The 25,186-nt window shown below is 72.6% G+C and carries 22 protein-coding genes; 10 read left to right on the forward strand and 12 right to left on the reverse strand.

All coding sequences use genetic code 11. The features are described from left to right. Positions 1–268: 268 nt before the first annotated feature. The 5 genes from ACH4K1_RS26275 to ACH4K1_RS26295 are packed head-to-tail and all read left to right on the forward strand — an operon-like array spanning position 269 to position 5,243. Positions 269–1,105, forward strand: a complete 837-nt coding sequence (locus tag ACH4K1_RS26275; protein WP_398092006.1) for an ABC transporter ATP-binding protein — start codon at positions 269–271, stop codon at positions 1,103–1,105. Next, on the forward strand, positions 1,093–1,902 hold the full coding sequence (locus ACH4K1_RS26280) for an ABC transporter ATP-binding protein (protein WP_398092008.1): 810 nt from the start codon (positions 1,093–1,095) through the stop codon (positions 1,900–1,902). Before ACH4K1_RS26275 ends, ACH4K1_RS26280 begins: the two co-directional genes overlap by 13 nt. Beyond that, entirely contained in the window at positions 1,899–2,789 is an 891-nt protein-coding gene (locus ACH4K1_RS26285) for a branched-chain amino acid ABC transporter permease (protein WP_073770025.1), read from the forward strand. The genes ACH4K1_RS26280 and ACH4K1_RS26285 overlap by 4 nt, the downstream gene beginning before the upstream one ends. Beyond that, positions 2,782–3,993 (forward strand): branched-chain amino acid ABC transporter permease, encoded by a 1,212-nt coding sequence (locus tag ACH4K1_RS26290; protein ID WP_398092010.1) that lies wholly within the window; start codon positions 2,782–2,784, stop codon positions 3,991–3,993. Before ACH4K1_RS26285 ends, ACH4K1_RS26290 begins: the two co-directional genes overlap by 8 nt. Further along, complete coding sequence (locus ACH4K1_RS26295; protein ID WP_398092011.1) at positions 3,990–5,243, forward strand: ABC transporter substrate-binding protein; 1,254 nt, start codon at positions 3,990–3,992, stop codon at positions 5,241–5,243. Before ACH4K1_RS26290 ends, ACH4K1_RS26295 begins: the two co-directional genes overlap by 4 nt. A gap of 65 nt (positions 5,244–5,308) precedes the next feature. On the opposite strand, the gene ACH4K1_RS26300 is transcribed toward ACH4K1_RS26295, so the two are convergent. Beyond that, positions 5,309–7,465: a bifunctional serine/threonine-protein kinase/ABC transporter substrate-binding protein gene (locus tag ACH4K1_RS26300; RefSeq protein WP_398092013.1), complete on the reverse strand. Its 2,157-nt coding sequence runs from the start codon at positions 7,463–7,465 to the stop codon at positions 5,309–5,311. Between the two features lie 32 nt (positions 7,466–7,497). Continuing rightward, a complete protein-coding gene (locus ACH4K1_RS26305; RefSeq protein WP_398092114.1) occupies positions 7,498–8,346 on the reverse strand; it encodes a hypothetical protein in 849 nt (282 codons plus the stop codon). Between the two features lie 486 nt (positions 8,347–8,832). Here ACH4K1_RS26305 and ACH4K1_RS26310 point away from each other — a divergent pair, with 486 nt between their 5' ends. The 3 genes from ACH4K1_RS26310 to ACH4K1_RS26320 all read left to right on the forward strand — a co-directional run bounded on the left by ACH4K1_RS26310 (position 8,833) and on the right by ACH4K1_RS26320 (position 11,476). Continuing rightward, the gene (locus ACH4K1_RS26310) at positions 8,833–9,978 is read left to right on the forward strand and encodes a hypothetical protein (protein ID WP_398092014.1); all 1,146 of its coding nucleotides are present in this window, start codon (positions 8,833–8,835) and stop codon (positions 9,976–9,978) included. 11 nt (positions 9,979–9,989) lie between these two features. Beyond that, positions 9,990–10,622, forward strand: coding sequence for a papain-like cysteine peptidase (locus tag ACH4K1_RS26315; RefSeq protein WP_398092015.1), 633 nt, complete (start codon positions 9,990–9,992; stop codon positions 10,620–10,622). 101 nt (positions 10,623–10,723) lie between these two features. Then, positions 10,724–11,476 (forward strand): PIG-L deacetylase family protein, encoded by a 753-nt coding sequence (locus ACH4K1_RS26320; protein WP_398092016.1) that lies wholly within the window; start codon positions 10,724–10,726, stop codon positions 11,474–11,476. Between the two features lie 116 nt (positions 11,477–11,592). Here the strand turns inward: ACH4K1_RS26320 and pssA are convergent, their stop codons facing one another. The 8 genes from pssA to ACH4K1_RS26360 all read right to left on the reverse strand — a co-directional run bounded on the left by pssA (position 11,593) and on the right by ACH4K1_RS26360 (position 20,562). Then, entirely contained in the window at positions 11,593–12,420 is an 828-nt protein-coding gene (gene pssA, locus ACH4K1_RS26325) for a CDP-diacylglycerol--serine O-phosphatidyltransferase (protein WP_199876467.1), read from the reverse strand. Between the two features lie 22 nt (positions 12,421–12,442). Beyond that, a complete protein-coding gene (locus ACH4K1_RS26330; RefSeq protein ID WP_073770033.1) occupies positions 12,443–13,090 on the reverse strand; it encodes a phosphatidylserine decarboxylase in 648 nt (215 codons plus the stop codon). A 180-nt stretch (positions 13,091–13,270) separates the two neighbouring features. Continuing rightward, positions 13,271–14,476, reverse strand: coding sequence for an acyl-CoA dehydrogenase family protein (locus ACH4K1_RS26335; RefSeq protein ID WP_398092017.1), 1,206 nt, complete (start codon positions 14,474–14,476; stop codon positions 13,271–13,273). A gap of 49 nt (positions 14,477–14,525) precedes the next feature. Further along, entirely contained in the window at positions 14,526–15,029 is a 504-nt protein-coding gene (locus tag ACH4K1_RS26340) for a MaoC family dehydratase (protein WP_398092018.1), read from the reverse strand. Between the two features lie 2 nt (positions 15,030–15,031). Continuing rightward, positions 15,032–16,054, reverse strand: a complete 1,023-nt coding sequence (locus ACH4K1_RS26345) for an HpcH/HpaI aldolase/citrate lyase family protein (protein WP_398092019.1) — start codon at positions 16,052–16,054, stop codon at positions 15,032–15,034. Further along, complete coding sequence (locus tag ACH4K1_RS26350; RefSeq protein ID WP_398092020.1) at positions 16,051–18,063, reverse strand: protein meaA; 2,013 nt, start codon at positions 18,061–18,063, stop codon at positions 16,051–16,053. Before ACH4K1_RS26350 ends, ACH4K1_RS26345 begins: the two co-directional genes overlap by 4 nt. Positions 18,064–18,072: 9 nt before the next feature. Continuing rightward, positions 18,073–19,410, reverse strand: a complete 1,338-nt coding sequence (ccrA, locus tag ACH4K1_RS26355; RefSeq protein WP_398092021.1) for a crotonyl-CoA carboxylase/reductase — start codon at positions 19,408–19,410, stop codon at positions 18,073–18,075. 354 nt (positions 19,411–19,764) lie between these two features. After that, entirely contained in the window at positions 19,765–20,562 is a 798-nt protein-coding gene (locus ACH4K1_RS26360; RefSeq protein WP_398092022.1) for a GNAT family N-acetyltransferase, read from the reverse strand. 155 nt (positions 20,563–20,717) lie between these two features. On the opposite strand from ACH4K1_RS26360, the gene ACH4K1_RS26365 reads away from it, so the two are divergent. Continuing rightward, positions 20,718–21,500 (forward strand): restriction endonuclease, encoded by a 783-nt coding sequence (locus ACH4K1_RS26365; RefSeq protein WP_398092023.1) that lies wholly within the window; start codon positions 20,718–20,720, stop codon positions 21,498–21,500. Here the strand turns inward: ACH4K1_RS26365 and ACH4K1_RS26370 are convergent. Both ACH4K1_RS26370 and ACH4K1_RS26375 read right to left on the reverse strand, forming a co-directional pair. Continuing rightward, a complete protein-coding gene (locus tag ACH4K1_RS26370) occupies positions 21,487–22,299 on the reverse strand; it encodes a TetR family transcriptional regulator (protein ID WP_228989143.1) in 813 nt (270 codons plus the stop codon). The two genes, ACH4K1_RS26365 and ACH4K1_RS26370, sit on opposite strands and share 14 nt — an antisense overlap. Before the next feature lie 91 nt (positions 22,300–22,390). Next, complete coding sequence (locus ACH4K1_RS26375; RefSeq protein ID WP_398092025.1) at positions 22,391–24,172, reverse strand: 3-hydroxyacyl-CoA dehydrogenase family protein; 1,782 nt, start codon at positions 24,170–24,172, stop codon at positions 22,391–22,393. Between the two features lie 400 nt (positions 24,173–24,572). Here ACH4K1_RS26375 and ACH4K1_RS26380 point away from each other — a divergent pair, with 400 nt between their 5' ends. Beyond that, complete coding sequence (locus ACH4K1_RS26380) at positions 24,573–25,145, forward strand: adenylosuccinate lyase (RefSeq protein ID WP_398092026.1); 573 nt, start codon at positions 24,573–24,575, stop codon at positions 25,143–25,145. The last annotated feature ends 41 nt before the right edge of the window (positions 25,146–25,186 follow it).

Raw genomic sequence — 25,186 nt, forward strand, 5'->3', positions numbered from 1 at the left:
CCGGTCCGGGCGCCCCTGACGACCGATGAGGATGCCACCGGCCGCCCGGCGGGCGCCCCGCCCGTACGCGCGTTTGTGCACGTGCACAACGAGGCCCCCCGTTGGCTGGTCGCCCGCATCGAGTCGGCCCCGCGCCGTGGACCGGGGGGCCCGCCCGGTGCTGGTCTGTGGCCCCCGCCCCTGCACGAGCACCACCCGGCGGCGGGGGCACGGCGGAGCACGACCGACGAGCTGTGCACGAGACGACATGGCGGAAGGAGGAGCACACATGGCGACGCTGGAGATCCGCGGGCTGTCCGTCGGGTACGGCCCGGTCCGGGCGCTGCGCGATGTCTCCGTCGATGTGCCGGACGGCGGGATCACCGCCGTGCTCGGCGGCAACGGCGCGGGCAAGACCACCCTGCTGCGGGCCGTCTCACGGACCCTCGGCTTCCACCGGGGGACGGGCACCGGGACCATCCGGTTCGACGGCCGCCCCCTGGAAGGACTGCGTCCCGCCCAGGTGGTGGCCGCCGGAGTGGTCCAGGTACCGGAGGGCCGACAGGTCTTCGCCCGGATGACGGTGGCCGACAACCTGCGGGCGGGCGCCCTCGGGGCGCGCGGCGGGCGCAAGGAGACGAGCGCCGCCCTGGCCCGGGTGCACGAACTGTTCCCGGTGCTCGCCGACCGCGCGCATCAGCGGGCCGGGCTGTTGTCCGGCGGCGAGCAGCAGATGCTGGCGATGGGCCGCGCCCTGATGGCAGGGCCCCGGCTGCTCCTGCTGGACGAGCCCTCGCTCGGGCTCGCCCCGCTGATGGCGGCCCGGATCGCGGAGACCGTGCGGGAGATCAACGCGGGCGGCACCTCCGTCATGCTCGTCGAGCAGAACGCGGCGATCGCCCTGCGGCTCGCCTCCACGGCGTACGTCCTCGACGTCGGCGAGGTCGCCCTGTCCGGGCCGGCCGACCAACTCGCCGCCTCCGACGAGGTGCGCCGCCGCTACCTCGGTGTCGTCGACGAGGAGACGGCGGCGGACGCCGAACCGGCCGACCGGGGACGGCGCACCCTCAGCAGGTGGGCCCCGGCCGAGCCGCGCCGGCACGCCTTGAGCAGGTGGTCCGCGTGACCGCCGCGGCGACCGCCCCCTCGGGCGCCGTCGCGGAGGCCCTCGCCGTGCGGGACGTCACCGTGCGCTTCGCCGGGCTCACCGCCCTCGACGGCGTCTCCTTCACCGTGGAACCGGGCAGCGTGCACGCCGTCATCGGACCCAACGGCGCCGGCAAGTCGACCTGCTTCAACGTCCTGTCCGGGGTCTACCGCGCCACCTCCGGGCAGGTCCGCCTCGGGGACGCCGAACTCACCGGCCTCCCGCCGCACGCCATCGCGGACCTCGGGGTCGCCCGCACCTTCCAGAACCTGGCGCTGCCCCCGCACGCCACCGTCGCCGACAGCCTCCTGCTGGGCCGCCACAGGCTCACCCGCGCCGGGTTCCTCGCCACCGGCCTGCGGCTGCCCTCCGCCGCCCGCGAGGAACGGCGGCACCGGGAGCGGGTCCGCGAGATCGCCGAATTCATCGGCCTCGACAAGGAGTTGGAGCGCCCGGCGGGCTCGCTCCCGTACGGGCAGCAGAAGCTCGTCGAACTCGGCCGCGCCCTGTGCATGGAGCCGAAGGTCCTGCTGCTGGACGAGCCGATCGCCGGGATGACCGCGGACGAGCGCCGGCGCACCGCGGCCGTCGTGGCCGACGTGCGCGACAGCCTCGGCATCTCCATCGTGCTGGTCGAGCACGACATGGGGGTGGTGATGCGGCTCGCGGACGCGGTGACCGTACTCGACTTCGGCCGCAGGATCGCCGGCGGCGCCCCCGCCGAGGTCCAGAACGATCCGGCCGTCGTCCAGGCCTACTTGGGAGCACCGCAATGACCACCTTCGTCGAACTCCTCCTCGGCGGCCTGTCGATCGGCTCGGTCTACGCCCTCATCGCCCTCGGTTTCGTCGTCATCTTCAAAGCCACCGAGGTCGTCAACTTCGCCCACGCCTCCCTGCTGTTGGCGGGCGGGTACGTCACCGCCGTGCTCCACGACGACATCGGGTTCTGGCCCGCGCTGCTCGTCGGGATCGCGGGGGCCGCGGCGGTCGGGGCGGGCATCGAGTTCTTCGTGATGCGCCGCTACCGGGGCAGCGACCACAGCGTCCTGGCCATCGTCACCATCGGCGTCGACATCCTCCTGATCACCGAGCTCACCCGCCGGATGGGCACCGACGTGCTCGCCCTCGGGGACCCCTGGGGCAACGAGGTCCTCACCGTCGGCGGCGTCACCCTCGCCCACACCCGGATCGCCGCGTTCCTCGCCGCCGGGCTGCTGATCACGGTCTTCCTGCTCGCCTTCCGCTACACCTCGTGGGGCGTGTCGATGCGGGCCGCCGCCGAGAACCCGCAGACGGCGGCGCTCATGGGGATCAGGCTGGGCCGGGTGTCGCTCGCCGCCTGGGCGGTCGCCGGGGCCCTCGCCGCCGTCGCCGCCCTCTTCCTCACCGTCTTCCCGACCCCCGGCCTCGAACGCGCCACCTCCCTGGCCGCGCTCAAGGCGTTCCCCGCGGCGATCCTCGGCGGACTCGACTCCACCACCGGGGCGCTGGCCGGCGGACTGATCGTCGGCGTCACCGAGGCGCTCGCCACCGGCTACCAGAGCGACCTCTCCTTCCTCGGCCGGGGCATCGGAGACCTGGCGCCCTACCTGGTGATGGTCGCGGTCCTGCTCATCCGGCCCGCGGGACTCTTCGGCACGAAGGAGCTGGCCCGTGTCTGACGCCACCGCCGAAGCCGCCCCGGCGACCGCCCGGACCGGGGGCCTCGCCGCCCGGCTGCACGGCCCCCGTACGTACGCCGTCCTCATCGGCGCCCTCGTGCTCCTGGCGCTCCCGTTCTACGTGGACCGCTTCTGGCTCCAGGCCGGGCTGTTCGCGATGGCGGCGGCGATCGGAGCCATCGGGCTCAACATGCTCACCGGCGCGACCGGCCAACTCTCCATGGGACACGCGTTCTTCCTCGCCGTCGGCGCGTACGGCTACTGCGTCCTGGCGGGGGAGAGCGGCACCGAGAACGGGCACACGCTGACCGGACTCGGGCTGCCCACCTGGCTCGCCGCGATCCTCGCGGTGCTGCTCGCCGGAGTGGCGGGCGGGATCTTCAGCCCCATCGCCGGGCGGCTGCGCGGTGCCTACCTCGGCATCGCGACGCTCGCGCTGATCTTCATCGGGCAGCACGTCCTGTTCAACGCGGGCTCTCTGACCGGCGGTTACAACGGCCGGGCCGTACCACCCCTGTCCGTCTTCGGGTTCACCTTCGACGACGCCGAACTCGTCGTGGCCGCCGTCCCGTTCGGGGCGTCGGAGAAGCTCTGGTACGCGGGCCTCCTCGCGCTCCTGCTGAGCGCGCTGTTCGCCCGGGGCGTGCTGCGGGGCCGCCCCGGACGCGCCATGAACGCCATCCGCGACCACCGGATCGCGGCCGGGGTGATGGGCGTGCCGGTGGCCCGCTACCGGGCGGGCGTCTTCGTCCTGTCCTCGATGTACGCGGGCCTCGCGGGCGTCCTGCTGGCCCTGGTCTTCCAGCGGACCGTGCCCGAGTACTTCGGCATGATCCTGTCCCTCGAATACCTCGCCATGATCGTCATCGGCGGGCTCGGCAGCGTCGCCGGAGCCGTGGTCGGCGCCGCCTTCGTCTCCCTGCTCCCGCAGGTGTTCACGCACTACAGCGACGCCCTGCCGCTGGTCTCCGCCCCCGGCACGGGCGGGCTGGCGCCCGGTGAGGCGTCCCGCTACCTGTACGGCGCCGCGGTGGTCGCGGTGGTCCTGTTCCTGCCCGGCGGCCTCGCCCGCCTCAGCCTCGACCGCGCGAAGAGGCCGGCGGTCCCGAAGAGGCCGGCGGTCCCGCGGCAGCCGAAGCCTCCTGAGCGATCAGCGGCTCCGAACCAACCAGCGACTCCGAAGAATCCAGGGGAGAAGTCATGAAACTGAGAGTGCTCACGGCCGTGGTCGCGACCCTCGCCGTCACCCTCGTCGGGTGCAGCGGCAAGACGACCGACGGCAAGACGGACGGGGAGGGCGAGGGCGGGATCAAGACCGGCCCCGGAGTCTCCTCCTCCACGATCTCCCTCGGCGTGCTGACCGATATGACCGGGGTCTACGCCTCGCTCGGCAAGAGCGTCACCCAGGCGCAGCAGCTGTGGGTGAAGCAGACCAACGACGAGGGCGGCATCTGCGACCGCAAGATCGAACTGACCGTCCGCGACCACGGTTACGACCCGCAGAAGGCGATCGCCGCGTACACCGAACTGGCCCCGGAGGTCGTGGGGTTCGCCCAGTTCATCGGCTCCCCCTTCGTCGCCGCCGTGGAGCAGCGCATCGACGGCCAGGACAAGGGCGTCGTCCTGCCCCAGGCATGGTCCGCCAACCTGCTCGGCTCCCCGTACATCCGGGTCATCGGCGCCACCTACGACGTCGAGACGATCAACCTGATCGACTACCTCCTCGCGGAGAAGCGGATCGCGAAGGGCGACAGGATCGGCCATGTGTACTTCGAGGGCGACTACGGCGAGAACGCGCTCGCCGGCTCGAAGCACGCGGCGAAGGAGGCCGGGCTCACCGTCGTCGAGCAGAAGATCAAGCCGACCGACAACGACATGACGGCCCAGGTCGCCGCCCTCAAGCAGGCCGGGGTCAAGGCCGTGATCATCAGCGCCGGACCGCGCCAGGCGGCCTCCCTCGTCGGCGTCGCGGCGGCCACCGGCTTCGACGTCCCCGTCGTCGGCAACAACTCGGCCTTCGCCCCCCAGCTGCTGAAGACCCAGGCCGGTCCCGCCCTGCTCAAGAACTACTACGTGGCCTCCTCCACCCTGCCCATCGGGGATCCCGGCGACGGCCCCGCCAAGCTCGCCAAGGAGTACGCCGCCCAGTACCCGAAGGACGTGCTCGACAACGGCGTCGTGGCCGGCTACACGGCCGCCTCCCTGTTCGGCGAGGCGCTGTCCAAGGCGTGCGACGACAAGGACCTCACCCGCGAGGGCATCGACAAGGCGCTCCTCACGATCAAGGGGTACGGGACCGAGTTCGGGGTGACGCACGACTTCTCGGACCCGAAGGCGCCGTCCACCCGGGAGAGCGTCATCATGAAGCCGGACGCCGCTGCCGCGGGCGGGCTGAAGGTGGTCCGCCCGGCCGAGGTCGCCGCCGTCGCCGAGTCCTTCACCCCCGGCTCCTGAGCCCCGCGGCCGGAAGCGGCCCGGCGGGGGCGTACGGACGGCCCGGTCCGTACGCCCCCCTGTGCTCAAACCTCCCGGCCGTCCATCCCGATGTACCGGAAGCGCCCCCGCTCCACGCGGTAGAGGAACACCCCGGTCCCCGTGTACATCCCGTTGGCGGGCTCGAAGGCGTAGCTCTTGGACACCCCCTTGTACGAGGTCGTCCGCAGCGCCGGCAGCAGGTCCTGACGGGTCGGCTTCTCCCGGCCCAGCCGCTCGGCGCAGGAGGCGATCAGCCCGACCGCGTCGTACGCCTCGGCCGCGAACAGCGGGGGCGCGCCGTCGTAGCGCTCGCGGTAGGCGGCGGTGAAGGCGTGTACGGAGGGGACGGAGGCGGGGTCGGCGGCGGTCGAGACGAGCAGCCACCCCGCCGCGTCCTCGCCCGCCTCCGCGAGGAACCGCGGATCGTGGGCGGCCTGCGTGGCGATCTTCGGTCCGAGGTGGCCGGCCTTGTTCAGGGCCCTGGCGAACCGCCCCGCGTCCCGCCACCCGCCGCCGTACACCACCGCCCCCGGCCGCTTCGCGGCGATCCGCCCCGCCTCCGCGTCCAGGTCGCGGGCGCCCTCGCGTACGGTCTCCGCCAACACCGTGCGGCCGTTGCCGCGCAGCCCCGCGTCGAGGAAGCGGGTGGTCTGCCGGCCGTACTCGGTGCCGTCGTCCACCAGCGCGACCCTGTCGATCCCGTACGCCCCGAGGTACTCGGCCACCGGCAGCATCTGCATGTCGTTGCGCGGCCGGGCGCACAGGAAGATCCGGTTCAGGTGCCGGATGTCCCCGTCGACCACGCTGAGCAGCGGCAGGGCCGCCTCGTCGTAGGCGACCAGCGCCTCGCGGGCCGCGTCGGTTCCGGTGGCGCCGATGGCCGCCACCAGCAGCGGGTCCTCGGCCAACCGGCGCACCGCCGCCGTCGCCCGCTCCTCCTCGCCCCCGTCGTCGACCGCCGTCAGCCGCAGCGTGAAAGGGGCGTCCCGCCGGGCGTTGTGCTCCGCCACGGCGAGCCGCGCCGCCCGCTCCTGGCCCCTGCCGACCGCCGCCGAGGGGCCGCTCAGATCGGCCTGGAGCCCGATGTGCAGTTCGGGGCGGGCCGCCTTTCCCTCCCCGCCGCCGCGGGCCTCGTCGCCGCCGGAGGAGGCCAGCCAGGCCGCGGTCCCCCCGGCCGCCGCGAGGGCCGCACCTCCGGTGACGTACGCGAGGAAGCGGCGGCGGCCGACCGGGGCCGGGACGGACGTGGTGCTCCCGGCGCCGGTCCCCGGGGCGGTGTCCGGGGCGTCGCCGGACCGGGCGTCGAGGCTGGTCGCGTCGATGCCGGGCAGGGCGAGCAGCCGCGCCGAACGCTCCGCGATCAGATGGGTGACCGGACCGGGCAGCCAGCCGCCGCCCGCCGTGTCCTCGGCGAACGCGGCCCGGACCCGGCCCGCCGCCGGACGGTCCTCGGGGTCCTTGGCCAGGCACGCCTCGACGACCGGGAGGAGACCGGGCGGCAGCGCGCTCAGCTCCGCCGTGTCGTGCACGGTGCGGAACAGCATCGCCTCCACCGGCCCGGTGCCGAACGGCCGCCCCCCGGTCGCCGCGTACACCAGGACGCAGCCCAGCGAGAAGACGTCGCTCGCCGGGCCGATCCGCCTCCCCTGCGCCTGCTCGGGGGAGAGGAAGCCGGGGGAGCCGACGATCACGTCCGTGGCGGTGAGGACGGTGTCGTCCAGCGCCCGCGCGATCCCGAAGTCGATCAGCCGGGGCCCGTCCAGGCCCAGCAGCACGTTGCCCGGCTTCACGTCCCGGTGCACCAGCCCCGCCGCGTGGACGGCCTCCAACGCCTCCGCGAGCATCGAGCCGAGCGCCCGCACCCCGCGTTCCGGCAGCGGGCCCCCGCCGGACACCGCCTCGCTCAGGGCGGGCCCCGGCACGAACTCGGTGGCCAGCCACGGGGCCGGGGCCTCGGTGTCGGCGTCCACCACCGGCACCGCCCACCGGTTGCGGACCTGCCGGGCGATGGCCACCTCCCGCCGGAACCGGGCCCGGAAGGCGGTGTCGTCGGCGTACTCCGCCCGGATCAGCTTGATCGCCACCAGCGCGCCGCCGGGCGAACGGCCCAGCAGCACCACGCCCATGCCCCCGGCGCCGAGGCGGCCGAGGACGCGGTACCCGGCGATCCGGGCCGGGTCGGTGGGACGGAGCGGTTCCATCAGGGATCAGTGCCTCTCGTTCCGGTCCGCGCTCACTTCAGCTCCAGCTCGACGCGGTAGAGCACCTTGGCGCCGCCCTCGGCGGCGATCCGCAGCAGGTCGCTGTTCCGGTAGCCCTTCGCGCCCTTGACCGACACGGCCGTCGTCACCGGGCCGATCCGGGACTTCGACCACACGTAGTCCTGGACCCCGCCCGACTCGGGCCCGGTGTACTTCCCCGCCTCGAACAGCGAGGCGTCCGCGTTGCGCACGTCCTTCTGGTCGAACCGCAGGGACATCAGCCCGCTGAGGCGCTGCCCGCCGCCCAGCTCCTGCCGCGGGCAGCGGAAGCTCTCCTGGACGGTGTCCTCGATCTCCCGTTCGGCCCCCGCCTCGGTCCGGTGCACGGTCACGGTCACCGCTCCCTGCACCCGGCCCTTGCCGTCCCCCGCCGGGATGTCGAGCCGGCGCGTGAAGCTGTCCAGGATCCCCGGGGGCAGCGCGGACCGGGTCCAGACGCACGAGTCCGAGAGCACGGGCCGGCTGCCGCCGCTCTCGTACGGGGTGTGGCGCACCATCCCCGCCGTCCAGTCGTCCTCCCCGAGCGCGGCGCCGCGGGTCAGCTTCCGCGCCTGGGCCGCGTTCTTCGGGATCCGTGCCGGGTCCGGCGTGAAGTCGTAGGCGCCGGGCAGCGCTCCCGGCAGCGTGGACCGCTGCGGATCGGGCTTCCCCGCCGCCCCGGTCTTCCCCCCGCCGGTCACCGGGCCGCCCTGCTCCGCCGATCCGCTCGGCTGCGGACCGGGCCCGTCCTCGTCCTCGGCCGCCGACCCGCCGCAGCCGGCCAGCAGCACCCCCGCCGCCGCGACCGCCACCACGCGTGGCCCCACCAGCATCAGCCTCATCATCGGACCCCCCTGGTCCCACAAGCCCGCGCTCCGTCCGTCGTGGTCCGGGCGTCGGTTGCGACGCGATCCTAGAAGCGGATCGCGCCCCGGTGACGGGAATCCGCTACTCATCCCGGACGCGGAACGGCTCAGCCGACCACGGGGCTCCACCTCTGGCGGCCCGGCGCGCGGGATGGTAGGAGCCGGAGCCGAAGGGGAACGGCAGTGGCCGGAACTCGACTGCGGGGTACGGGCGAGTAGCCGGTTCCGGAGCGGCGGCGGCGGGGCTCCGCCGCCGTCCGGCCGCCCCGGCGGGCCCTCGTGATCGGCGGAAAATTGGTCTGGACCACCTGGGGCGGTGGTGGTTAGCTCGTTCCGGACTCCAGGCCTTCGGGACCGGGTCCGCCCGCTTTCGCCCACGTACGGCCGGAGCCGGCCCGCCCAGGACCGAACTCCGCCCGTCCGCTGCCGAGTCCTGTTGCGTTCTGCTGAGGGGATCCTTCCGTGATCGATATCGTGGCGGTACTCAGGGCCGAGGACGCCGCCCTGGACTTCCTCTCCGTGCTCGGCGGGGAGGAGCACGAGGTCCACGTCCTGTGCGGCGACACCGGCGAGCGCCTGGTGCTCCCCGCCGGCCGGCCGCTCGCCGACCGCCTCGACGCCCTGGCCCCGCTGGTCCGCCCGGTCGACGAGCACGCCGCGTCGCCGGGGACCGAGGCCCTGGCAGCGCTCGTCGAGGCATCGGACGGGGGAGGGGCCGCCCGCCTCTGGACCCACTCGCCCGCCGACACCCGGCGCAGCCGCGGCCGCCTCGGCAGGGACGCCGCCGACGCCGCCGGGGGCCGCCCCGTGCTGCACGCCGTCGGCCACTCCCCGTACCTCCAGTTCCTCAGCGACCTGGACCGGCCCCTGGACCGCACCGAGGCAGCCGCCAAACTCGCCTTCGTCAACCGGCACTGCGGGCACCTGCTCCGCACCGCCTCGGAGGAGCACGTCGTCCGCACCGGCCGGGTCCACGCCACCGAGCGCTTCTTCGCGGCCGGACCCGAGGAGCGCGAGCGGCTGTTCGCACTCCTGGCCAGCCTCGACGATGACGCCGCCGCGGTGGACGACCCCTGGGAGTTCGCCACCTCCGCCTACGAGGCGGAGCGGCTGGACACCACCGTCGCCTGGATCGCCGGGCACTGCCCGCCCGGCAGCGGCCCCCTGGTCGAGGTCGGCGCCTGCGAGGGAGCGCTCACCGCCCGGCTCGTGGACAAGGGGTTCACCGTCCACGCGACCGAACCCAACGCGGCCTTCCGCCGCCGGCTCACCGCCCGCGCGGGGGAGACGGCGCACGTCCACCCGGAGTCCCTGGAGGAGCTGGCCGCCCGCCCCCTCCCCGGTGCGGCCTACCTCCTGATCGAGATGCTCTACTACGGCCAGGACCTCGACCTGCTCGACCGCCTCCCCGCCGGCCTGGTCTTCGTCGCCCTGGAACCCGAGGCGCTCGCCGCAGGGCTGGCCCCCTGGCTGGAGCGGACCCCGCACTGGGAGAAGGCCGACGAGACCCCGCTCGTCGCCCCGGCGCTGGAAACCGTCTGCGGCGGCCGCGCCTACCTGGGCAAACGCGGCTCCATCGGCGTCCTGCTGCGGCGCACCGCCGCCTGACCGGGTACGCGATGTACGACGTCTGCGTCGGCCTCGGCTACCACTGCGAGTCGACCCACCAGCTCCGCCGCGTCACCGGCGCCGAACGGGCCCACTTCTTCGACTGGCTCGACCTCGACCTCGCCGCCGTACGGGAGACCATCGCGGCCGACTTCGCCAACGTCCTCCGCCCCGGCCTGTGCGAACCCTTCAGCGACGGCGCCTGCGTAAGGGACCGGGGCTCGAACATCCGCTTCTTCCACGACTTCCGAGCCCCGGACGGCGCTCCGCTGACCCCGGCCGTCATCGCCGAGCAGTTCGACGCGGTCCGGGCCAAGTTCAGCCACCTCGCCACCCGCTGGCGCGCCCTCACCGCCTCCCGCTCCCGGGTCCTGTACGTCCACCAGGACGCGTTCGACGAGAGCGGCGCCCCGGAGCTGACCGCCCTGCACGCCCTGCTGCGCGCCCGCTACCCGGACCACGCCTTCGATCTGCTGTGGCTGCGCCGGACGCCCCCGCCGGACGCCGCCGCCCTCCCGCCCGGCGTCCTGTGGGGCACGGTCCCCCTCAGCCCGGGGCGCTGGGAGGGCGACGACGCCGCCTGGGACGCCGCCCTGGCCCCCCTGGACGTCCCCCGAGCCTCCGGGGCCGGCCGCCGCCCCTGACGCCGCCGCCCGCTCCCGGCCGACCGCCGCCCCGGACGCCACCGCCCGGCGCCGCCCACCGAAGCCCGCACACCAGCCGCCCGCACCCCTCCGGAGGACCCGTGCCCCCCGCCGTACCCCCGCCCTGGCGCACCGTCGTCGTCTCGCCGCACTTCGACGACGCCGCCCTCTCCCTCGCCGGGCTGCTGCCCACCCTCCCCGGCCCGCTCGCCGTGGTCACCGTCCACGGCGGCCCGCCCGCCGACGGCCTGCCGGTCTCCGGGTGGGACGCCCTCTGCGGCTTCAGCTCCGCCCGGGAGGCGTACGAGGCCCGCCGGTCCGAGGACGCCCGCTCCTGCGCGCTCCTCGGGGCCGAGCAGGTCCTCGTCGGCCACCCCGACGGCCCGTACGTCCGCGAGGGCGACGAACCGACCGGGCTCGACCCCCTGCTGCGCTCACTGGCCCCCGACGCCCTGGTCCTCGTACCGCTCGCCACCAACCAGCCGGACCACGAGGCGGTACGGCTGCGCGCCCAGCGGGTCCTTGCCGAGGCCGGGGCGCCCCAGCCCCTGGTCTACGCCGACCTGCCCTACACCGGACACCTGCCGGGGTGGGGCGCCCCCGGGGCGAGCGCCGCCCTGGCCGCGAGCGAGAAGTGGGGGACCGCCTACCAGCGGCTGAACCGCACCCACCGGCTCACCGTCCGCCACGAGCTGACGCTCACCGACGAGCAGTGGGCGGCCAAGCGCGAGGCCGTCCTGTGCCACGCCTCCCAGCTCGCCGGCCTCGCCCCCGCCCACGGCGCCTTCCTGGACCGGAACGGCCCCCTCCGCACCGAGCTGATCTGGGCCCTGGAGCCCCGGGACGCCTCCTGACCACGGCGCCGGAGAACGCGGGACGCCCCGGGGCGCCCGTGGACCGGGAACGCGCGAGGGCCCGGATGCCGGGGAGCATCCGGGCCCTCGCCCTGTCGTTCTTCGCGTGTCCGCCGCTACGGGAGCTGAGCCGCCCGCGCCTCGCGCCGGTTGTCACGGAACGTGTTCACCCGCCGCGCGGTGGCGAAGAGCGGGATCACCGCGCCGAGCACCACCTGGAGCGCGCAGCCCGTCTGGAGCAGCAGCTGCCCGCCCGGCGCGTCGAACGCCCACGCGGCCAGCAGCCCCATCGCGCCCACGATCCAGCTGAGCATCGCCACCGCGAGGATGCCCCGCGGCTTGGGGTACTCCACCCGGCTCACCATCAGCCACGCCACCCCGACGATCGCGAGCAGCGTCGGGACGAAGGGCAGCTCCAAGAGCACGATCGAGACGACCGTCAGCGCTCCGAAGGGGCTCGGCATCCCCTGGAACATGCCGTCCTTCAACGTCACGCAGGAGAATCTGGCCAGCCTGAGCACCACCGCCAGCAGCACCACGATCGCCGCCAGCGCCGACACCCTCTGGTGGGCGTCGTCGGCGACCATGCCGTACACGAGCACGAAGTAGGCCGGCGCGAGCCCGAAGCTGATGAGGTCCGAGAGGTTGTCCAGCTCGGCGCCCATCGGGGAGGAGCGCAGCTTGCGCGCCACGAGCCCGTCGAACAGGTCGAAGATCGCGGCCATCAGCATGAGGATCACCGCGGTGGCGGCCGAGTGCCGGGCCATGCCCGTCTCGTCGCTGCCCGTGAGGTGCGGGATCAGGATGCCGGTGGTGGTGAAGTACACCGCCATGAAACCGCACGTCGCGTTACCGAGCGTGAGCGTGTCCGCTATCGACAGCCGCATCGACAGCGGCATGTCCTCCGTGCCGTCGGCGTCGTTCTCCTCGTCGGCCTCCGGCACCCAGCCGGCCTTGGTATCAGGATCAATCACGGTCAATTCGAGTCACCCCCGCGGTGGTGGCCTGGCCGACCTCGACCGCGACATCGATCCCCTCCGGGAGATAGATGTCCACGCGCGAGCCGAAGCGGATCAGGCCGATGCGCTCGCCCTGCTCCACCTTCGTGCCCTGGGGGAGGTACGGCACGATCCGACGGGCGACCGCTCCGGCGATCTGCACCATCTCGATGTCGCCCAGCTCGGTGTCGAAGTGCCAGACGACCCGCTCGTTGTTCTCGCTCTCCTTGTTGAACGCCGGAACGAACCCGCCCGGGATGTGCTCGACCGACGTCACGGTGCCCGCGAGCGGGGCGCGGTTGACGTGGACGTTGAGCGGGCTCATGAAGATCGCGACGCGGGTGCGCCCGTCCTTCCACGGCATGATGCTCTGCACCACGCCGTCGGCCGGGGAGATGACCCGGCCCTCGGAGATCTCGCGCTCGGGGTCACGGAAGAACCACAGCATGCCCGCCGCGAGCGCGGTGGTGGGCACAGCCGCAGCCGCCCAGCGCCCCGACGTGCGGGCGCGGGCCAGGCTGAGGGCTGCGGTGGCGACGGTCGGCAGGAGCCACGGAGATGCTCCGCGGGCGATGCGGACCCCGCCGCGGGATGCGGAGGAAGTGCTGTCGGGCATGGATGACCTTCGTAGCGGATGATGCCGCGCTGGCAACGGGGGACGGCGGCTTTCCGAAGATGCTATCGGTTGCCGGGCGCAACTGGGCAAGCCAGCAGCCGAGTCGGACTGTCGAACGCCGCCCGTCGAGGGTGACCCGGTGTGATGTTCTTCGCCACCAAATCACCCCAGAACGGACAATCAGCCCTGGAATCGGTACTCCTCCAAGAGGCGCCGGCCAATGATCATTTTCTGGATCTCGGCGGTACCTTCACCGATCAGCAGCATCGGCGCCTCGCGGTAGAGGCGCTCGATCTCGTACTCCTTGGAGAAGCCGTAACCGCCGTGGATGCGGAAGGCGTCCTCGACGACTTCCTTGCAGTACTCGGAGGCGAGGTACTTCGCCATCCCTGCCTCCAGGTCGTTACGTTCCCCGGAGTCCTTTTTGCGGGCCGCATTCACCATCATGGCATGGGCGGCTTCGACCTTGGTGGCCATTTCGGCCAGTTTGAACTGGATCGCCTGGTGCTGGGCGATCGGCTTGCCGAAGGTGTGGCGCTGCTGCGCGTACGAAACGCCCAGTTCGAATGCACGCTGTGCGACACCGCAGCCACGTGCCGCGACATTCACCCGGCCGACCTCGACGCCGTCCATCATCTGGTAAAAACCCCGGCCCGTCGTGCCGCCGAGAACACGATTGGCCGGAATGCGCAGGTCGTCCATGATGAGCTCGGTCGTGTCGACCCCCTTGTAGCCCATCTTGTCGATCTTCCCGGGAATGGTCAGGCCGGGCCGGACCTCTCCGAAGCCGGCCTCCTTCTCCACCAGGAAGGTCGTCATCGACTTGTGCGGCGCGGTCCCCTCGGGGTGGCCTTCGTCACTCCGGGCCAGTACGGCCACCAGCGTCGAGGTGCCGCCGTTGGTCAGCCACATCTTCTGGCCGTTGAGAACGTACTCGTCGCCGTCCCTCACCCCCTTCGACGAGATCGCCGAGACGTCCGAGCCGAGCGCCGGCTCGGACATCGAGAAGGCCCCGCGCACCTCGCCCAGCGCCATCCGCGGCAGGAAGGCGTCCTTCTGCTCCTGGGTGCCGTGCTGCTTGAGCATGTAGGCCACGATGAAGTGCGTGTTGATGATGCCCGACACGCTCATCCAGCCGCGTGCGATCTCCTCCACGCACAGCGCGTAGGTGAGCAGCGACTCGCCCAGGCCCCCGTACTCCTCGGGGATCATCAGCCCGAACAGGCCGAGCTCCTTCAGTCCCTCCACGATCTCCGTGGGGTACTCGTCCCGGTGCTCCAGCCGGGTCGCGACCGGAATGATCTCCTTGTCGACGAAATCCCGGACCGTGGCGAGGATCTCCCGCTGTACGTCGTTCAGACCGGCGGTCTGGGCGAGTCGCGTCATGGCTGCTTCTCCTGTGGCTTCACGCGGACGGCCGCACGGCCGCGCACGGTTAGTTGGACGGCGTGGGGCGGCCGGGCTGCTCGCCGCCCCGCTCCTTGATGTACGTCTCGGTGGGGACCATCACCTTGCGCCGGAAGACGCAGACCACGGTGCCGTCCTGCTTGTAGCCGCGGGTCTCCACGTACACGATCCCGCGGTCGCTCTTCGACTTCGACGGCGTCTTGTCCAGCACGGTCGTCTCGCCGTAGATCGTGTCGCCGTGGAAGGTCGGCGCGATGTGCTTCAGCGATTCGACCTCCAGGTTGGCGATGGCCTTTCCGGAGACGTCCGGCACCGACATGCCGAGCAGCAGCGAATAGACGTAGTTGCCGACGACGACGTTCTTCCCGAAATCGGTCGTCTTCTCCGCGTAATTGCTGTCCATGTGCAACGGGTGGTGGTTCATGGTCAGCAGGCAGAAGAGGTGGTCGTCGTACTCCGTGACCGTCTTTCCGGGCCAGTGCTTGTAGACCGCCCCGACCTCGAACTCCTCATACGTGCGTCCGAACTGCATGATCAGGCCTCCGGGGCTTCGAACTTGGACGTGCGCTGCATTCCGGCGGCCCGGCCCTTGCCCGCGATGACCAGGGCCATCTTGCGGCTGGCCTCGTCGATCATCTCGTCGCCGAGCATCGCGGAGCCCTTCTTGCCGCCCTCCTCGGAGGTGCACCAGTCGTAGGCGTCGAGGATCAGCTCGGCGTGGTCGTAGTCCTCCTGCGAGGGCGAGAACACCTCGTTGGCCGCGTCGACCTGGCCGGGGTGCAGCACCCACTTGCCGTCGAAACCGAGGGCGGCGGCACGGCCCGCCACCTCGCGGTAGGCGTCCACGTCGCGGATCTGGAGGAACGGGCCGTCGATCGCCTGGAGGTCGTGGGCGCGGGCGGCCATCAGGATGCGCATCAGGATGTAGTGGTAGGCGTCCGCCGGGTAACCGGGCGGCTGCTGGCCGACGACCAGGGTCTTCATGTTGATGGAGGCCATGAAGTCGGCCGGGCCGAAGATCAGCGTCTCCAGCCGGGGCGAGGCCGCGGCGATGTCGTCGATGTTCACCAGGCCCTTGGCGTTCTCGATCTGCGCCTCGATGCCGATCTTCCCGACCTCGAAGCCCATCGTCTTCTCGATCTGGGTCAGCAGCAGGTCCAGCGCCACGACCTGCTGGGCGTCCTGGACCTTCGGCAGCATGATGCAGTCGAGGTTCGGCCCCGCGCCCTCGACGACCGTGACGACGTCCCGGTACGTCCAGTGCGTGGTCCAGTCGTTGACCCGCACGACCCGGGTCTTGCCGCTCCAGTCGCCGTTGTTGAGCGCGTCCACGATGTGGTGGCGCGCGCCCTCCTTGGCGAGCGGGGCGCAGGCGTCCTCCAGGTCCAGGAAGACCTGGTCGGCCGGGAGCCCCTGGGCCTTCTCCAGGAAGCGCGGGTTGGAGCCCGGCACGGCCAGACACGAACGGCGCGGGCGCAGCCGGTTGACCGGGGAGTGCGCGGCGGAGCCGCTCCCTGCCGGGGCGGTGGCGGGCGACGGGTGGGCGGGCGTGGTCATGCGGGGACCTCCAGAGGGTCGAGCTTGTTCGCTTTCCGGATCTCGTCGACGATACGGCCGATGATCTCGGTGATGCCGAAGTCCTTCGGGGTGAAGACGGCGGCCACACCGGCTTCGACGAGCGAGGCGGCGTCGGCCGGCGGGATGATGCCGCCCGCGATCACCGGGATGTCCGCGGCCCCGGCCTCGCGCAGCCGGCGCAGCACGTCGGGCACCAGCTCCGCGTGCGAGCCGGACAGGATGGACAGCCCCACGCAGTGCACGTCCTCGGCGAGCGCCGCGTCGGTGATCTGCTCGGGGGTCAGCCGGATGCCCTGGTAGACCACCTCGAACCCGGCGTCCCTGGCCCGTACGGCGATCTGCTCGGCCCCGTTGGAGTGCCCGTCCAGGCCGGGCTTGCCCACCAGCAGGCGCAGCCGTCCCACGCCGAGGTCGGCCGCGGTCCGGGCGGCCTTCTCGCGGACCAGGGCGAGGGTGCTGCCCGGCTCGGCGGTGACCGCGACCGGGGCCGAGGACACCCCGGTGGGGGCGCGGAACTCGCCGAAGACGTCCCGCAGCGCCCAGGACCACTCGCCGGTGGTGACGCCCGCGCGGGCGCACTCGACGGTGGCCTCCATCATGTTCTCGGTGCCCGCCGCCGCCTTCTTCAGCGCGGCCAGCGCCTCCGAGGCGCGCGCCTCGTCGCGGTTGTCGCGCCACTCGTGCAGCGCGGCGACGACCCGGGCCTCGTTCTCGGGGTCGACCGTCATGATCGCGCCGTCGAGATCGGCGGTGAGCGGGCTGGGCTCGGTGGACTCGTAGACGTTGACGCCGACGATCTTCTCCTCGCCGGTCTCGATCCGGGCCCGCCGGGCCGCGTGCGAGGCGACCAGTTCGGACTTGAGGTAGCCGGACTCGACGGCCGCCATCGCGCCGCCCATCTGCTGGATGCGGTCCATCTCCGCCAGCGACTCCTCGACCAGGGCCTCCACCTTGGCCTCGATGACGTGGGAACCGGCGAAGATGTCCTCGTACTCCAGCAGATCGCTCTCGTGGGCCAGCACCTGCTGGATGCGGAGCGACCACTGCTGGTCCCAGGGCCGGGGCAGCCCCAGCGCCTCGTTCCAGGCCGGCAGCTGCACCGCGCGGGCGCGGGCGTCCTTGGAGAGGGTGACGGCCAGCATCTCCAGGACGATGCGCTGGACGTTGTTCTCCGGCTGTGCCTCGGTCAGGCCGAGGGAGTTGACCTGGACGCCGTAGCGGAAGCGGCGCTGCTTGGCGTTCGTGATGCCGTACCGCTCCCGGGTGACGCGGTCCCAGATGCGGCCGAAGGCGCGCATCTTGCACATCTCCTCGATGAAGCGGACGCCCGCGTTCACGAAGAAGGAGATGCGGGCGACCACGTCGCCGAACTTCTCCTCGGGCACCTGGCCCGAGGAGCGGACCGCGTCGAGCACCGCGACGGCGGTCGACATGGCGTACGCGATCTCCTGGACGGGGGTGGCGCCCGCCTCCTGGAGGTGGTAGCTGCAGATGTTGATCGGGTTCCACTTGGGGATGCGGTTGACCGTGTACGTGATCATGTCCGTGGTCAGCCGCAGCGAGGGGGCCGGCGGGAAGACGTGCGTCCCGCGCGAGAGGTACTCCTTCACGATGTCGTTCTGGGTGGTCCCCTGGAGCTTGGCCGGGTCGGCCCCCTGCTCCTCCGCCACCACCTGGTAGAGCGCCAGCAGCCACATGGCGGTCGCGTTGATCGTCATCGAGGTGTTCATCTGCTCCAGGGGGATGTCCTGGAACAGCCGCCGCATGTCACCGAGGTGCGAGACGGGAACACCGACGCGGCCCACCTCGCCGCGGGCGAGGATGTGGTCCGGGTCGTATCCGGTCTGCGTCGGCAGATCGAAGGCGACCGAGAGACCCGTCTGGCCCTTGGCGAGGTTGCGGCGGTACAGCTCGTTGGACGCCTCGGCGGTGGAGTGGCCGGCGTACGTCCGCATGAGCCAGGGCCGGTCCTTCTGGCGCTCGTTCATCGCAGAACCTCAGACGTTGCGGAAGCGGTTGATGGCGTCGATGTGCTGCTCGCGCATTTCCTGGTCGCGGACGCCCAGGCCCTCGCGGGGGGCCAGCGCGAGGACGCCGACCTTGCCCTGGTGCAGGTTGCGGTGGACGTCGTACGCCGCCTGGCCGGTGTCCTCCAGCGCGTACGTCTTGGAGAGCGTCGGGTGGATCTTGCCCTTGGCGATGAGGCGGTTGGCCTCCCACGCCTCGCGGTAGTTGGCGAAGTGGGAGCCGATGATGCGCTTGAGGGACATCCACAGGTAGCGGTTGTCGTACTCGTGCATGTAGCCGGAGGTGGAGGCGCAGGTGGTGATGGTGCCGCCCTTGCGGGTGACGTAGACCGAGGCGCCGAAGGTCTCGCGGCCCGGGTGCTCGAAGACGATGTCGATGTCCTCGCCGCCGGTGAACTCGCGGATGCGCTTGCCGAAGCGCTTCCACTCCTTGGGGTCCTGGGTGCGCTCGTCCTTCCAGAACCTGTAGCCCTCGGCGTTGCGGTCGATGACCGCCTCCGCGCCCATGGCGCGGCAGATGTCGGCCTTCTCGGGGCTGGAGACGACACAGATCGGGTTGGCGCCGCCGGCCAGCGCGAACTGGGTGGCGTAGGAGCCGAGTCCGCCGCTGGCGCCCCAGATCAGCACGTTGTCGCCCTGCTTCATGCCCGCGCCGTTGCGCGAGACGAGCTGGCGGTAGGCGGTCGAGTTGACCAGGCCGGGGGCGGCGGCCTCCTCCCAGCTGAGGTGCTTCGGCTTGGGCATCAGCTGGTTGGACTTGACGAGCGCGATCTCGGCGAGGCCGCCGAAGTTCGTCTCGAACCCCCAGATCCGCTGCTCGGGGTCGAGCATCGTGTCGTTGTGGCCGTCCGAGGACTCCAGCTCGACCGAGAGGCAGTGCGCGACGACCTCGTCGCCCGGGTTCCACGCGTTCACGCCGGGGCCGGTGCGCAGGACGACGCCCGCCAGGTCGGAGCCGATGATGTGGTATGGCAGGTCGTGGCGCTTGGTCAGCTCGCTGAGCTTCCCGTACCGCTCCAGGAAGTTGAAGGTCGAGACCGGCTCGAAGATCGAGGTCCAGACGGAGTTGTAGTTCACCGAACTGGCCATGACGGCGACGAGGGCCTCGCCGGGGCCGAGTTCGGGGACCGGGACGTCGTCCAGGTGGATCGACTTGCGGGGGTCCTTGTCCCGGGACTCCAGCCCCGCGAACATCTCCGCCTCGTCCTTGTGCACGGTGATGGCGCGGTAGGACTCGGGAAGGGACAGGGCCGCGAAGTCCGCGGCGGTGCTGTCCTGCGACTGGATCGCGTCCAGGATTTCCTTCACGGTGTTGCCTCCGATGATGCGCGTCGAGGGAACGCTTGAGGGGCCCCTGTGCTGGCAGGGGGGTGCTGTGTGGAGGTGTTGCCGTCGGTTCGGCGGGTGGAGCTCGGCTTTGCCCGGTGGAGCAGAAGGGTGCCTGTGACGCAGGCGTCCGGGCGCGCAGCACGGTGGTTGCGGGGACAGCCGGCGTACGTGTGAGGTCTCAGCACGCCGGCCGCCCGGACACGTTCAACGTATGGCACTCCGTGACACCTGACAAGGCACCCAGTGCCAACAATTTCTCTCACTTGTCATCTCGTAGGCACGCATGAGCAACACGATGGGCGTTACGAGGCGTTCTGTCCTGTCGGCGTGCGGTCACCGCCCCGGCCGGTACACATACGGCGTCGTCGTGGCGAGCACCGTGAAGCCGAGCCGGGCCAGGATCGGGGCCGACATGGCGCTCGCGTCGACCTGGAGGAAGCGGTAACCCCGCTCGGCGGCGATTCGCGCCCGGTGCGCGATCAGGGCCCGGTAGAGGCCCCTGCCCCGCCACCCGGGAACCGTCCCGCCGCCCCAGAGCCCGCAGAAGCCCGTGCCGGGGTACAGCTCCATCCGGGCCGAGCTGACCGGCTCCCCGCCCGCCAGGGCCACCAGCGCGACGACCTCGTCCGGGGCCCGCTCCAGCCGCGTCAGCACCTGGTGGCGCAGCCGTCCGGCGTCCGTGCCGAAGGCCCGCTCATGGGCCAGGGCCATCAGATCGACCCCGGCCGCGTCGGTCACCGGGCGCAGCTCGACCCCCTCGGGCACCTCCGCCCCCGGCAGCGCGGCCGGCGCCCCGACGGGGGCGACGAGCAGGGTCTCGGGGGGCTCGGCCTCGAAACCGGCCGCCCGCAGCCGCTCGCCCAGGTCGGCCGGCCCGTCGTGGGAGTAGAGCTTCCACTCGAACTCCTCGTGGCCGAGCCCTCCCCAGTACGCGACCTGGGCCGCGATCGCCGCGTCGGCCCCCGCCGCGTCCAGGCCCGGCTCGGACCAGACCACCCCGTTCCAGTCGTGCGGCCCGCCCACCTGGCGGACCACGGGCCCGGCGCGCTCGACGCGTACGCCGGGCCCGTCCGGACGGGCGTGCTCCCGCAGCTCGCGGTCGAACAGTTCACGGATCTCGGTAGGTCGCATCCGCGCACCTCAGCACGGCGGCGGCCGACGGACCAGCGGATTTCGGCCGACGCCGCGCCGGACGCCCCCGCCGGGCGCGTCGAAAGCGCCGCACGGGGCACACGGTCCGACAGGAAGTGATCTTGAAGCGACGAGAGGGCAGGGGTGGGGCAGCGATGGCGATACCGAGCCGCCGCAGACGGGGCGACCGGCGGGGGCGCGGCTCCTTCGACCTCCGGCGCACCTCCTTCGGCTTCGCCCTGATCGCCTTGGTCGTCGCGGGCGGCGGGCTGGCGCTGCGCGCGGCCTGGGAGAGTGCCGTCCGCCACCCCGTCGTCGCCGTGCTCGTACTCCTCCCGCTGCTGACCGCGGCCGTCCTGGTGCCGCGCCGCCGCCGCCGTGCCCGGCGGATCGCGGAGGCCGTCACCGAGACCGCCTACGACATCGTCGAAGAGGGCCTCGCGGAGCTGGACGCCGCCGGGGCGGACCGCGCCGAGGCCCGTCCCGCGCCCCCGGAACCGGCCGGACCGCCCGTCGACTACGCCCGGCTCGACCCCTACGCCTTCGAGGAGGCCGTCGCCGAACTCTGCCGCCGCGACGGCTGCGCCGACGCCGAAGTGGTGGGCGGCGCGGGCGACCTGGGCGCCGATGTGCTGGGCACCACCCCGGACGGCCGCCGCCTCGTCGTCCAGTGCAAGCGCTACGGACCGGAGAACCGCGCCGGCTCGCAGGAGCTCCAGCGCTTCGGCGGCACCTGCTACGCCGTGCACGCGGCGGACGTCGCGCTCGTCGTCTCCACCGGCGGCTTCACCGACCCCGCCCTCGACTACGCGGAGCAGTGCGCCATCCTCTGCTACGGCCCCGAGGAGCTGGCCGCCTGGAGCGAGGGCTCCGCGCCCCCGCCCTGGGAGGCGGTGGCCCCCGTCGAGCGGCGGGAGGCCGAGGTCAGCGGTCCTTGAGCGCCTGCTGGATGGTCCTCATGACCTCGTCCAGCGGGGCGTCGGTCCGCGCCACCGCCACGAGCACCTCGCCGTCCGCGGCCACCGACGCGGCCGGCCGCTCCGGCTCGTTCCCCGCGGTGCGGCCCGCCCCGATACCGGTGCCGAAGGTGTCGCGGACGATGGCGAAGGCGCGGTCGAGCTGCGCCTCCACATCGCCCTGCCCGCCCGCCCGCAGCCAGCGGCGCAGCACGTGGTTGTGCGCGGTGACCACGGCGGACGCGGCGACCTCCGCGAGCAGCGGGTCGTCGTTGCCCACATGGTGGTCGCGCTCGTCGAAGTGGCCCAGGAGATAGCGGGTGAACAGCCGCTCGTAGCGGGCCACCGACGCGATCTCGGCCTCCCGGAGGGTCGGTACCTCACGGGTCAGTTTGTACCGGGCCACGGAGACGGCGGGCTTGGCCGCGTACATCTTCATGACTTCCTTGATGCCCCGGCAGACGGTGTCCAGCGGATGCTCGTGCGCGGGGGCGGCGTTGAGGACCGCCTCGGCCCTGACGAGGGTGTCGTCGTGGTCCGGGAAGATGGCCTCTTCCTTGGAACGGAAGTGCCGGAAGAAGGTCCTGCGGGCGACGCCCGCGGCGCCCGCGATCTCGTCGACGGTGGTCGCCTCGTACCCCTTCGTGGCGAAGAGCTCCATCGCGGCGGCGGCCAGTTCACGGCGCATCTTGAGCCGTTGGACGGCCGCCCGCGTCCCCGCGGTGGTCTCCGGGGCGTCGGTCGCGGCGGTGGCACGGGGTGACTTGGCGGGCTGGGACATGGCATGAACGTAACCCATCGGTGCAGGAGAGCGCGCCTGCGGGGGCGGGCCGCCGGAGGGCCCCAGCAGCCCGCCCCACCCGGCTCCCGGCTCAGCGACGGGCATATTCGCGGAAGCCGCGCCCCGTCTTGCGACCGAGGCAGCCCGCCGCGACCAGGTGCTCCAGCAGGGGCGCGGGCGCCAGGCCCGGGTCGCGGAACTCCTGGTGCAGCACCTTCTCGATGGCCAGCGAGACGTCCAGGCCGACCACGTCGAGCAGTTCGAACGGGCCCATCGGGTACCCGCCGCCCAGCTTCATCGCCGCGTCGATGTCGTCCAGCGAGGCGTAGTGCTGCTCCACCATCTTGATCGCGTTGTTGAGGTACGGGAACAGCAGCGCGTTCACGATGAACCCGGCCCGGTCCCCGCAGTCCACCGGGTGCTTGCGGATCTTCGCGCAGACCGCGCGGACCGTGGCGTGCACGTCGTCGGCGGTCAGGACCGTACGGACCACCTCGACCAGCTTCATCGCCGGGGCCGGGTTGAAGAAGTGCATCCCGACGACGTCCTCGGGACGGGCCGTGGCCCGCGCGACGGCGACGACCGGCAGCGAGGAGGTGGTGGTGGCGAGCACTGCGCCCGGCCGGCAGACCTTGTCCAGCGCGGCGAACAGCTGCCGCTTGACCTCCAGGTCCTCCGCGACCGCCTCCACGGCGAGATCGACCTCCGCGAACGCGTCCAGCGAACCGGCCGCCGTGATCCGGCCCAGCGTCTCGTCCCGGGCCTCGGCGGTCAGCCGCCCCTTGGCCACCGACCGCTCCAGCGACTTCGCGATCCGCCCCTTGGCGAGATCCGCCTTCTCCTGGCTCCGGGCCGCCAGCACCACGCCGTACCCGGCCTTCGCGAAGACCTCCGCGATGCCCGACGCCATGGTGCCGGAGCCCGCGACGCCCACCGACGCCACCGCGCGCCCCGCGCCCGCCTCCGCCTCGGCCGCCGGGGTCAGCGCGTCCGGCACCACGTCCTGGCCGCCCGGCGCGTCGTACGTGTAGAAGCCGCGCCCGGCCTTCCGCCCGGTCAGACCGGCGCTGCTGAGCTGGCCGAGGACGGGGGCCGGGGCGTGCAGCCGGTCGTGGGACTCGGCGTACATGGCCTCCAGGACCGTGCGGGCGGTGTCGATCCCGATCAGGTCGAGCAGGGCGAGGGGGCCCATGGGCAGCCCGCAGCCCAGCTTCATCGCCGCGTCGATGTCCTCCCGGGAGGCGTAGTTCGCCTCGTACATCGCGGCGGCCTGGTTGAGGTAGCCGAAGAGCAGCCCGTCCGCGACGAACCCGGGCCGGTCGCCGACCGCGACCGGCTCCTTGCCCAGCTCCCGGGCGAGCGCGGTGACGGCCTCGACGGCGGGCGGCGCGGTCAGCACCGAGGAGACCACCTCCACCAGCTTCATCGCGGGCGCCGGGTTGAAGAAGTGCAGGCCGAGCACGCGCTCGGGATGCTGCGACTCGGCGGCCAGCCGGGTCACGGAGAGGGCGTTGGTGCCGGTGGCCAGGATCGCGGTGGGGGAGACGATCGCGTCGAGCTCCCGGAACACCTGCTGCTTGATCTCGTACGTTTCGGGCACCACCTCGATGACCAGTTCGGCGCCGGCGGCGGCCCGGAGGGTGTCCGACGTACGGAACCGGGCGAGCACGGCGGTCCGCTCCTGCTCGGTGATCCTCCCGCGGGTTACGGCGCGCGCGGTGGACGCTTCGAGGGAGGCGACGGCTCCGCGTGCGGCCGTCTCGCTGATGTCGATGCCGATGACCTCGCGGCCCGCGCGGGCCAGGACCTCGGCGATGCCGGCGCCCATGGTGCCGAGGCCGACGACGGCGATGGTGGAGAGAGGGGTGTCCATCACGGGACTCCAGGGTGAGTGACGACTGGGGGAGCACGGCGCGCGCGGCGATGAGGGAGCGGCGCGTGGCGTACGGAGCTGCGTGTCGTGGAGCACGGCGCGCGTGGCGTACGGAAGCTGCGTGTCGCGTGGAGCACGGGGCCGAGGCGCGAAGAGCGCGCGCCCGGCCGTGAGGGGTGACGGACTCTGTCCCGGAGTCGCGTCGCACAGGGAGCCGAACCGACAAGCACTCCGGGTGGCTGCGTCACCAGGCCACCGGAGCCTGCGGGGAGTGTGCCCCGCTCAGATGAGATTAACCGGCGGGTAACGAGCGCGCCACCCCTGGATTCGTGTGCCCTGGGCCACACCGCCTCCGCGAACCCGCCCCGTACGGAGCGTGTCCGTCGATACGCTGAGCGTCATGGATGAGGAGTTCCGTTCACTCATGGACCGGCTGGAACCCGAGGCGGCGGGATCCCCGGCGTACCCCCGGCTCGTCGCCGCCGACGACCCGGAAGAGCTGGCCCGGGTCCTGGTGGAGCCGCGCCAACCCCTGTGGGCCCGCGAGATAGCCGCCTTCCGGCTCGGCTGCGGGGGCGACCGGAGGGCCTTCGAAACGCTGGTGCTCCTGCTCAACCACCGCGACCCCGAACGCTGCGTCTCCGCCGCCCACGCCCTGTACCTCCTGGGCGACCCGCGTACCCCGCGTGCCGCCGCCGCCCTCGCCACCAACGCCCTGCGCACCGCCTACGCCCTGCACCCGGTGCGGCTGCTGACCGACCTGCGCGCCCCGGAGTCGGTCCCCGCCCTCGTCGAGACCCTGAGCCGGCTGCTGGCCCCCGGCGAACCCCACTGGCGCGTCGCCCTCGCCTGCGTGGAGGGGCTCGGCCGGCTCGCCGACGAACAGGCCCGCCCGGTCCTCACGGCGGCCCTCCCGCACCCCCGCATCGGCGCGGCGGCCGCGGCGGCGCTCAGCCGGCTGCCGGGTGCGTGAGCGGGACCGTCGCGCCCGCGCCCCTCGGCGGAACGCGCTCG

The sequence above is a fragment of the Streptomyces sp. NPDC017448 genome, assembly GCF_044330565.1.
Taxonomy (GTDB): domain Bacteria; phylum Actinomycetota; class Actinomycetes; order Streptomycetales; family Streptomycetaceae; genus Streptomyces.

Bases quoted from the DNA above. Each gene is read 5' to 3' on its own strand.
- ACH4K1_RS26335 (WP_398092017.1), bottom strand. From the start codon at position 14,476: ATGACGCGACTCGCCCAGACCGCCGGTCTGAACGACGTACAGCGGGAG.
- ACH4K1_RS26345 (WP_398092019.1), bottom strand. From the start codon at position 16,054: ATGACCACGCCCGCCCACCCGTCGCCCGCCACCGCCCCGGCAGGGAGC.
- ACH4K1_RS26370 (WP_228989143.1), bottom strand. From the start codon at position 22,299: ATGTCCCAGCCCGCCAAGTCACCCCGTGCCACCGCCGCGACCGACGCC.
- ACH4K1_RS26315 (WP_398092015.1), top strand. From the start codon at position 9,990: ATGTACGACGTCTGCGTCGGCCTCGGCTACCACTGCGAGTCGACCCAC.
- ACH4K1_RS26295 (WP_398092011.1), top strand. From the start codon at position 3,990: ATGAAACTGAGAGTGCTCACGGCCGTGGTCGCGACCCTCGCCGTCACC.
- ACH4K1_RS26350 (WP_398092020.1), bottom strand. From the start codon at position 18,063: ATGAACGAGCGCCAGAAGGACCGGCCCTGGCTCATGCGGACGTACGCC.
- ACH4K1_RS26380 (WP_398092026.1), top strand. From the start codon at position 24,573: ATGGATGAGGAGTTCCGTTCACTCATGGACCGGCTGGAACCCGAGGCG.
- ACH4K1_RS26330 (WP_073770033.1), bottom strand. From the start codon at position 13,090: ATGCCCGACAGCACTTCCTCCGCATCCCGCGGCGGGGTCCGCATCGCC.
- ACH4K1_RS26340 (WP_398092018.1), bottom strand. From the start codon at position 15,029: ATGCAGTTCGGACGCACGTATGAGGAGTTCGAGGTCGGGGCGGTCTAC.
- ACH4K1_RS26285 (WP_073770025.1), top strand. From the start codon at position 1,899: ATGACCACCTTCGTCGAACTCCTCCTCGGCGGCCTGTCGATCGGCTCG.
- ACH4K1_RS26305 (WP_398092114.1), bottom strand. From the start codon at position 8,346: ATGAGGCTGATGCTGGTGGGGCCACGCGTGGTGGCGGTCGCGGCGGCG.
- ACH4K1_RS26300 (WP_398092013.1), bottom strand. From the start codon at position 7,465: ATGGAACCGCTCCGTCCCACCGACCCGGCCCGGATCGCCGGGTACCGC.
- ACH4K1_RS26360 (WP_398092022.1), bottom strand. From the start codon at position 20,562: ATGCGACCTACCGAGATCCGTGAACTGTTCGACCGCGAGCTGCGGGAG.
- ACH4K1_RS26275 (WP_398092006.1), top strand. From the start codon at position 269: ATGGCGACGCTGGAGATCCGCGGGCTGTCCGTCGGGTACGGCCCGGTC.
- ACH4K1_RS26375 (WP_398092025.1), bottom strand. From the start codon at position 24,172: ATGGACACCCCTCTCTCCACCATCGCCGTCGTCGGCCTCGGCACCATG.
- ACH4K1_RS26365 (WP_398092023.1), top strand. From the start codon at position 20,718: ATGGCGATACCGAGCCGCCGCAGACGGGGCGACCGGCGGGGGCGCGGC.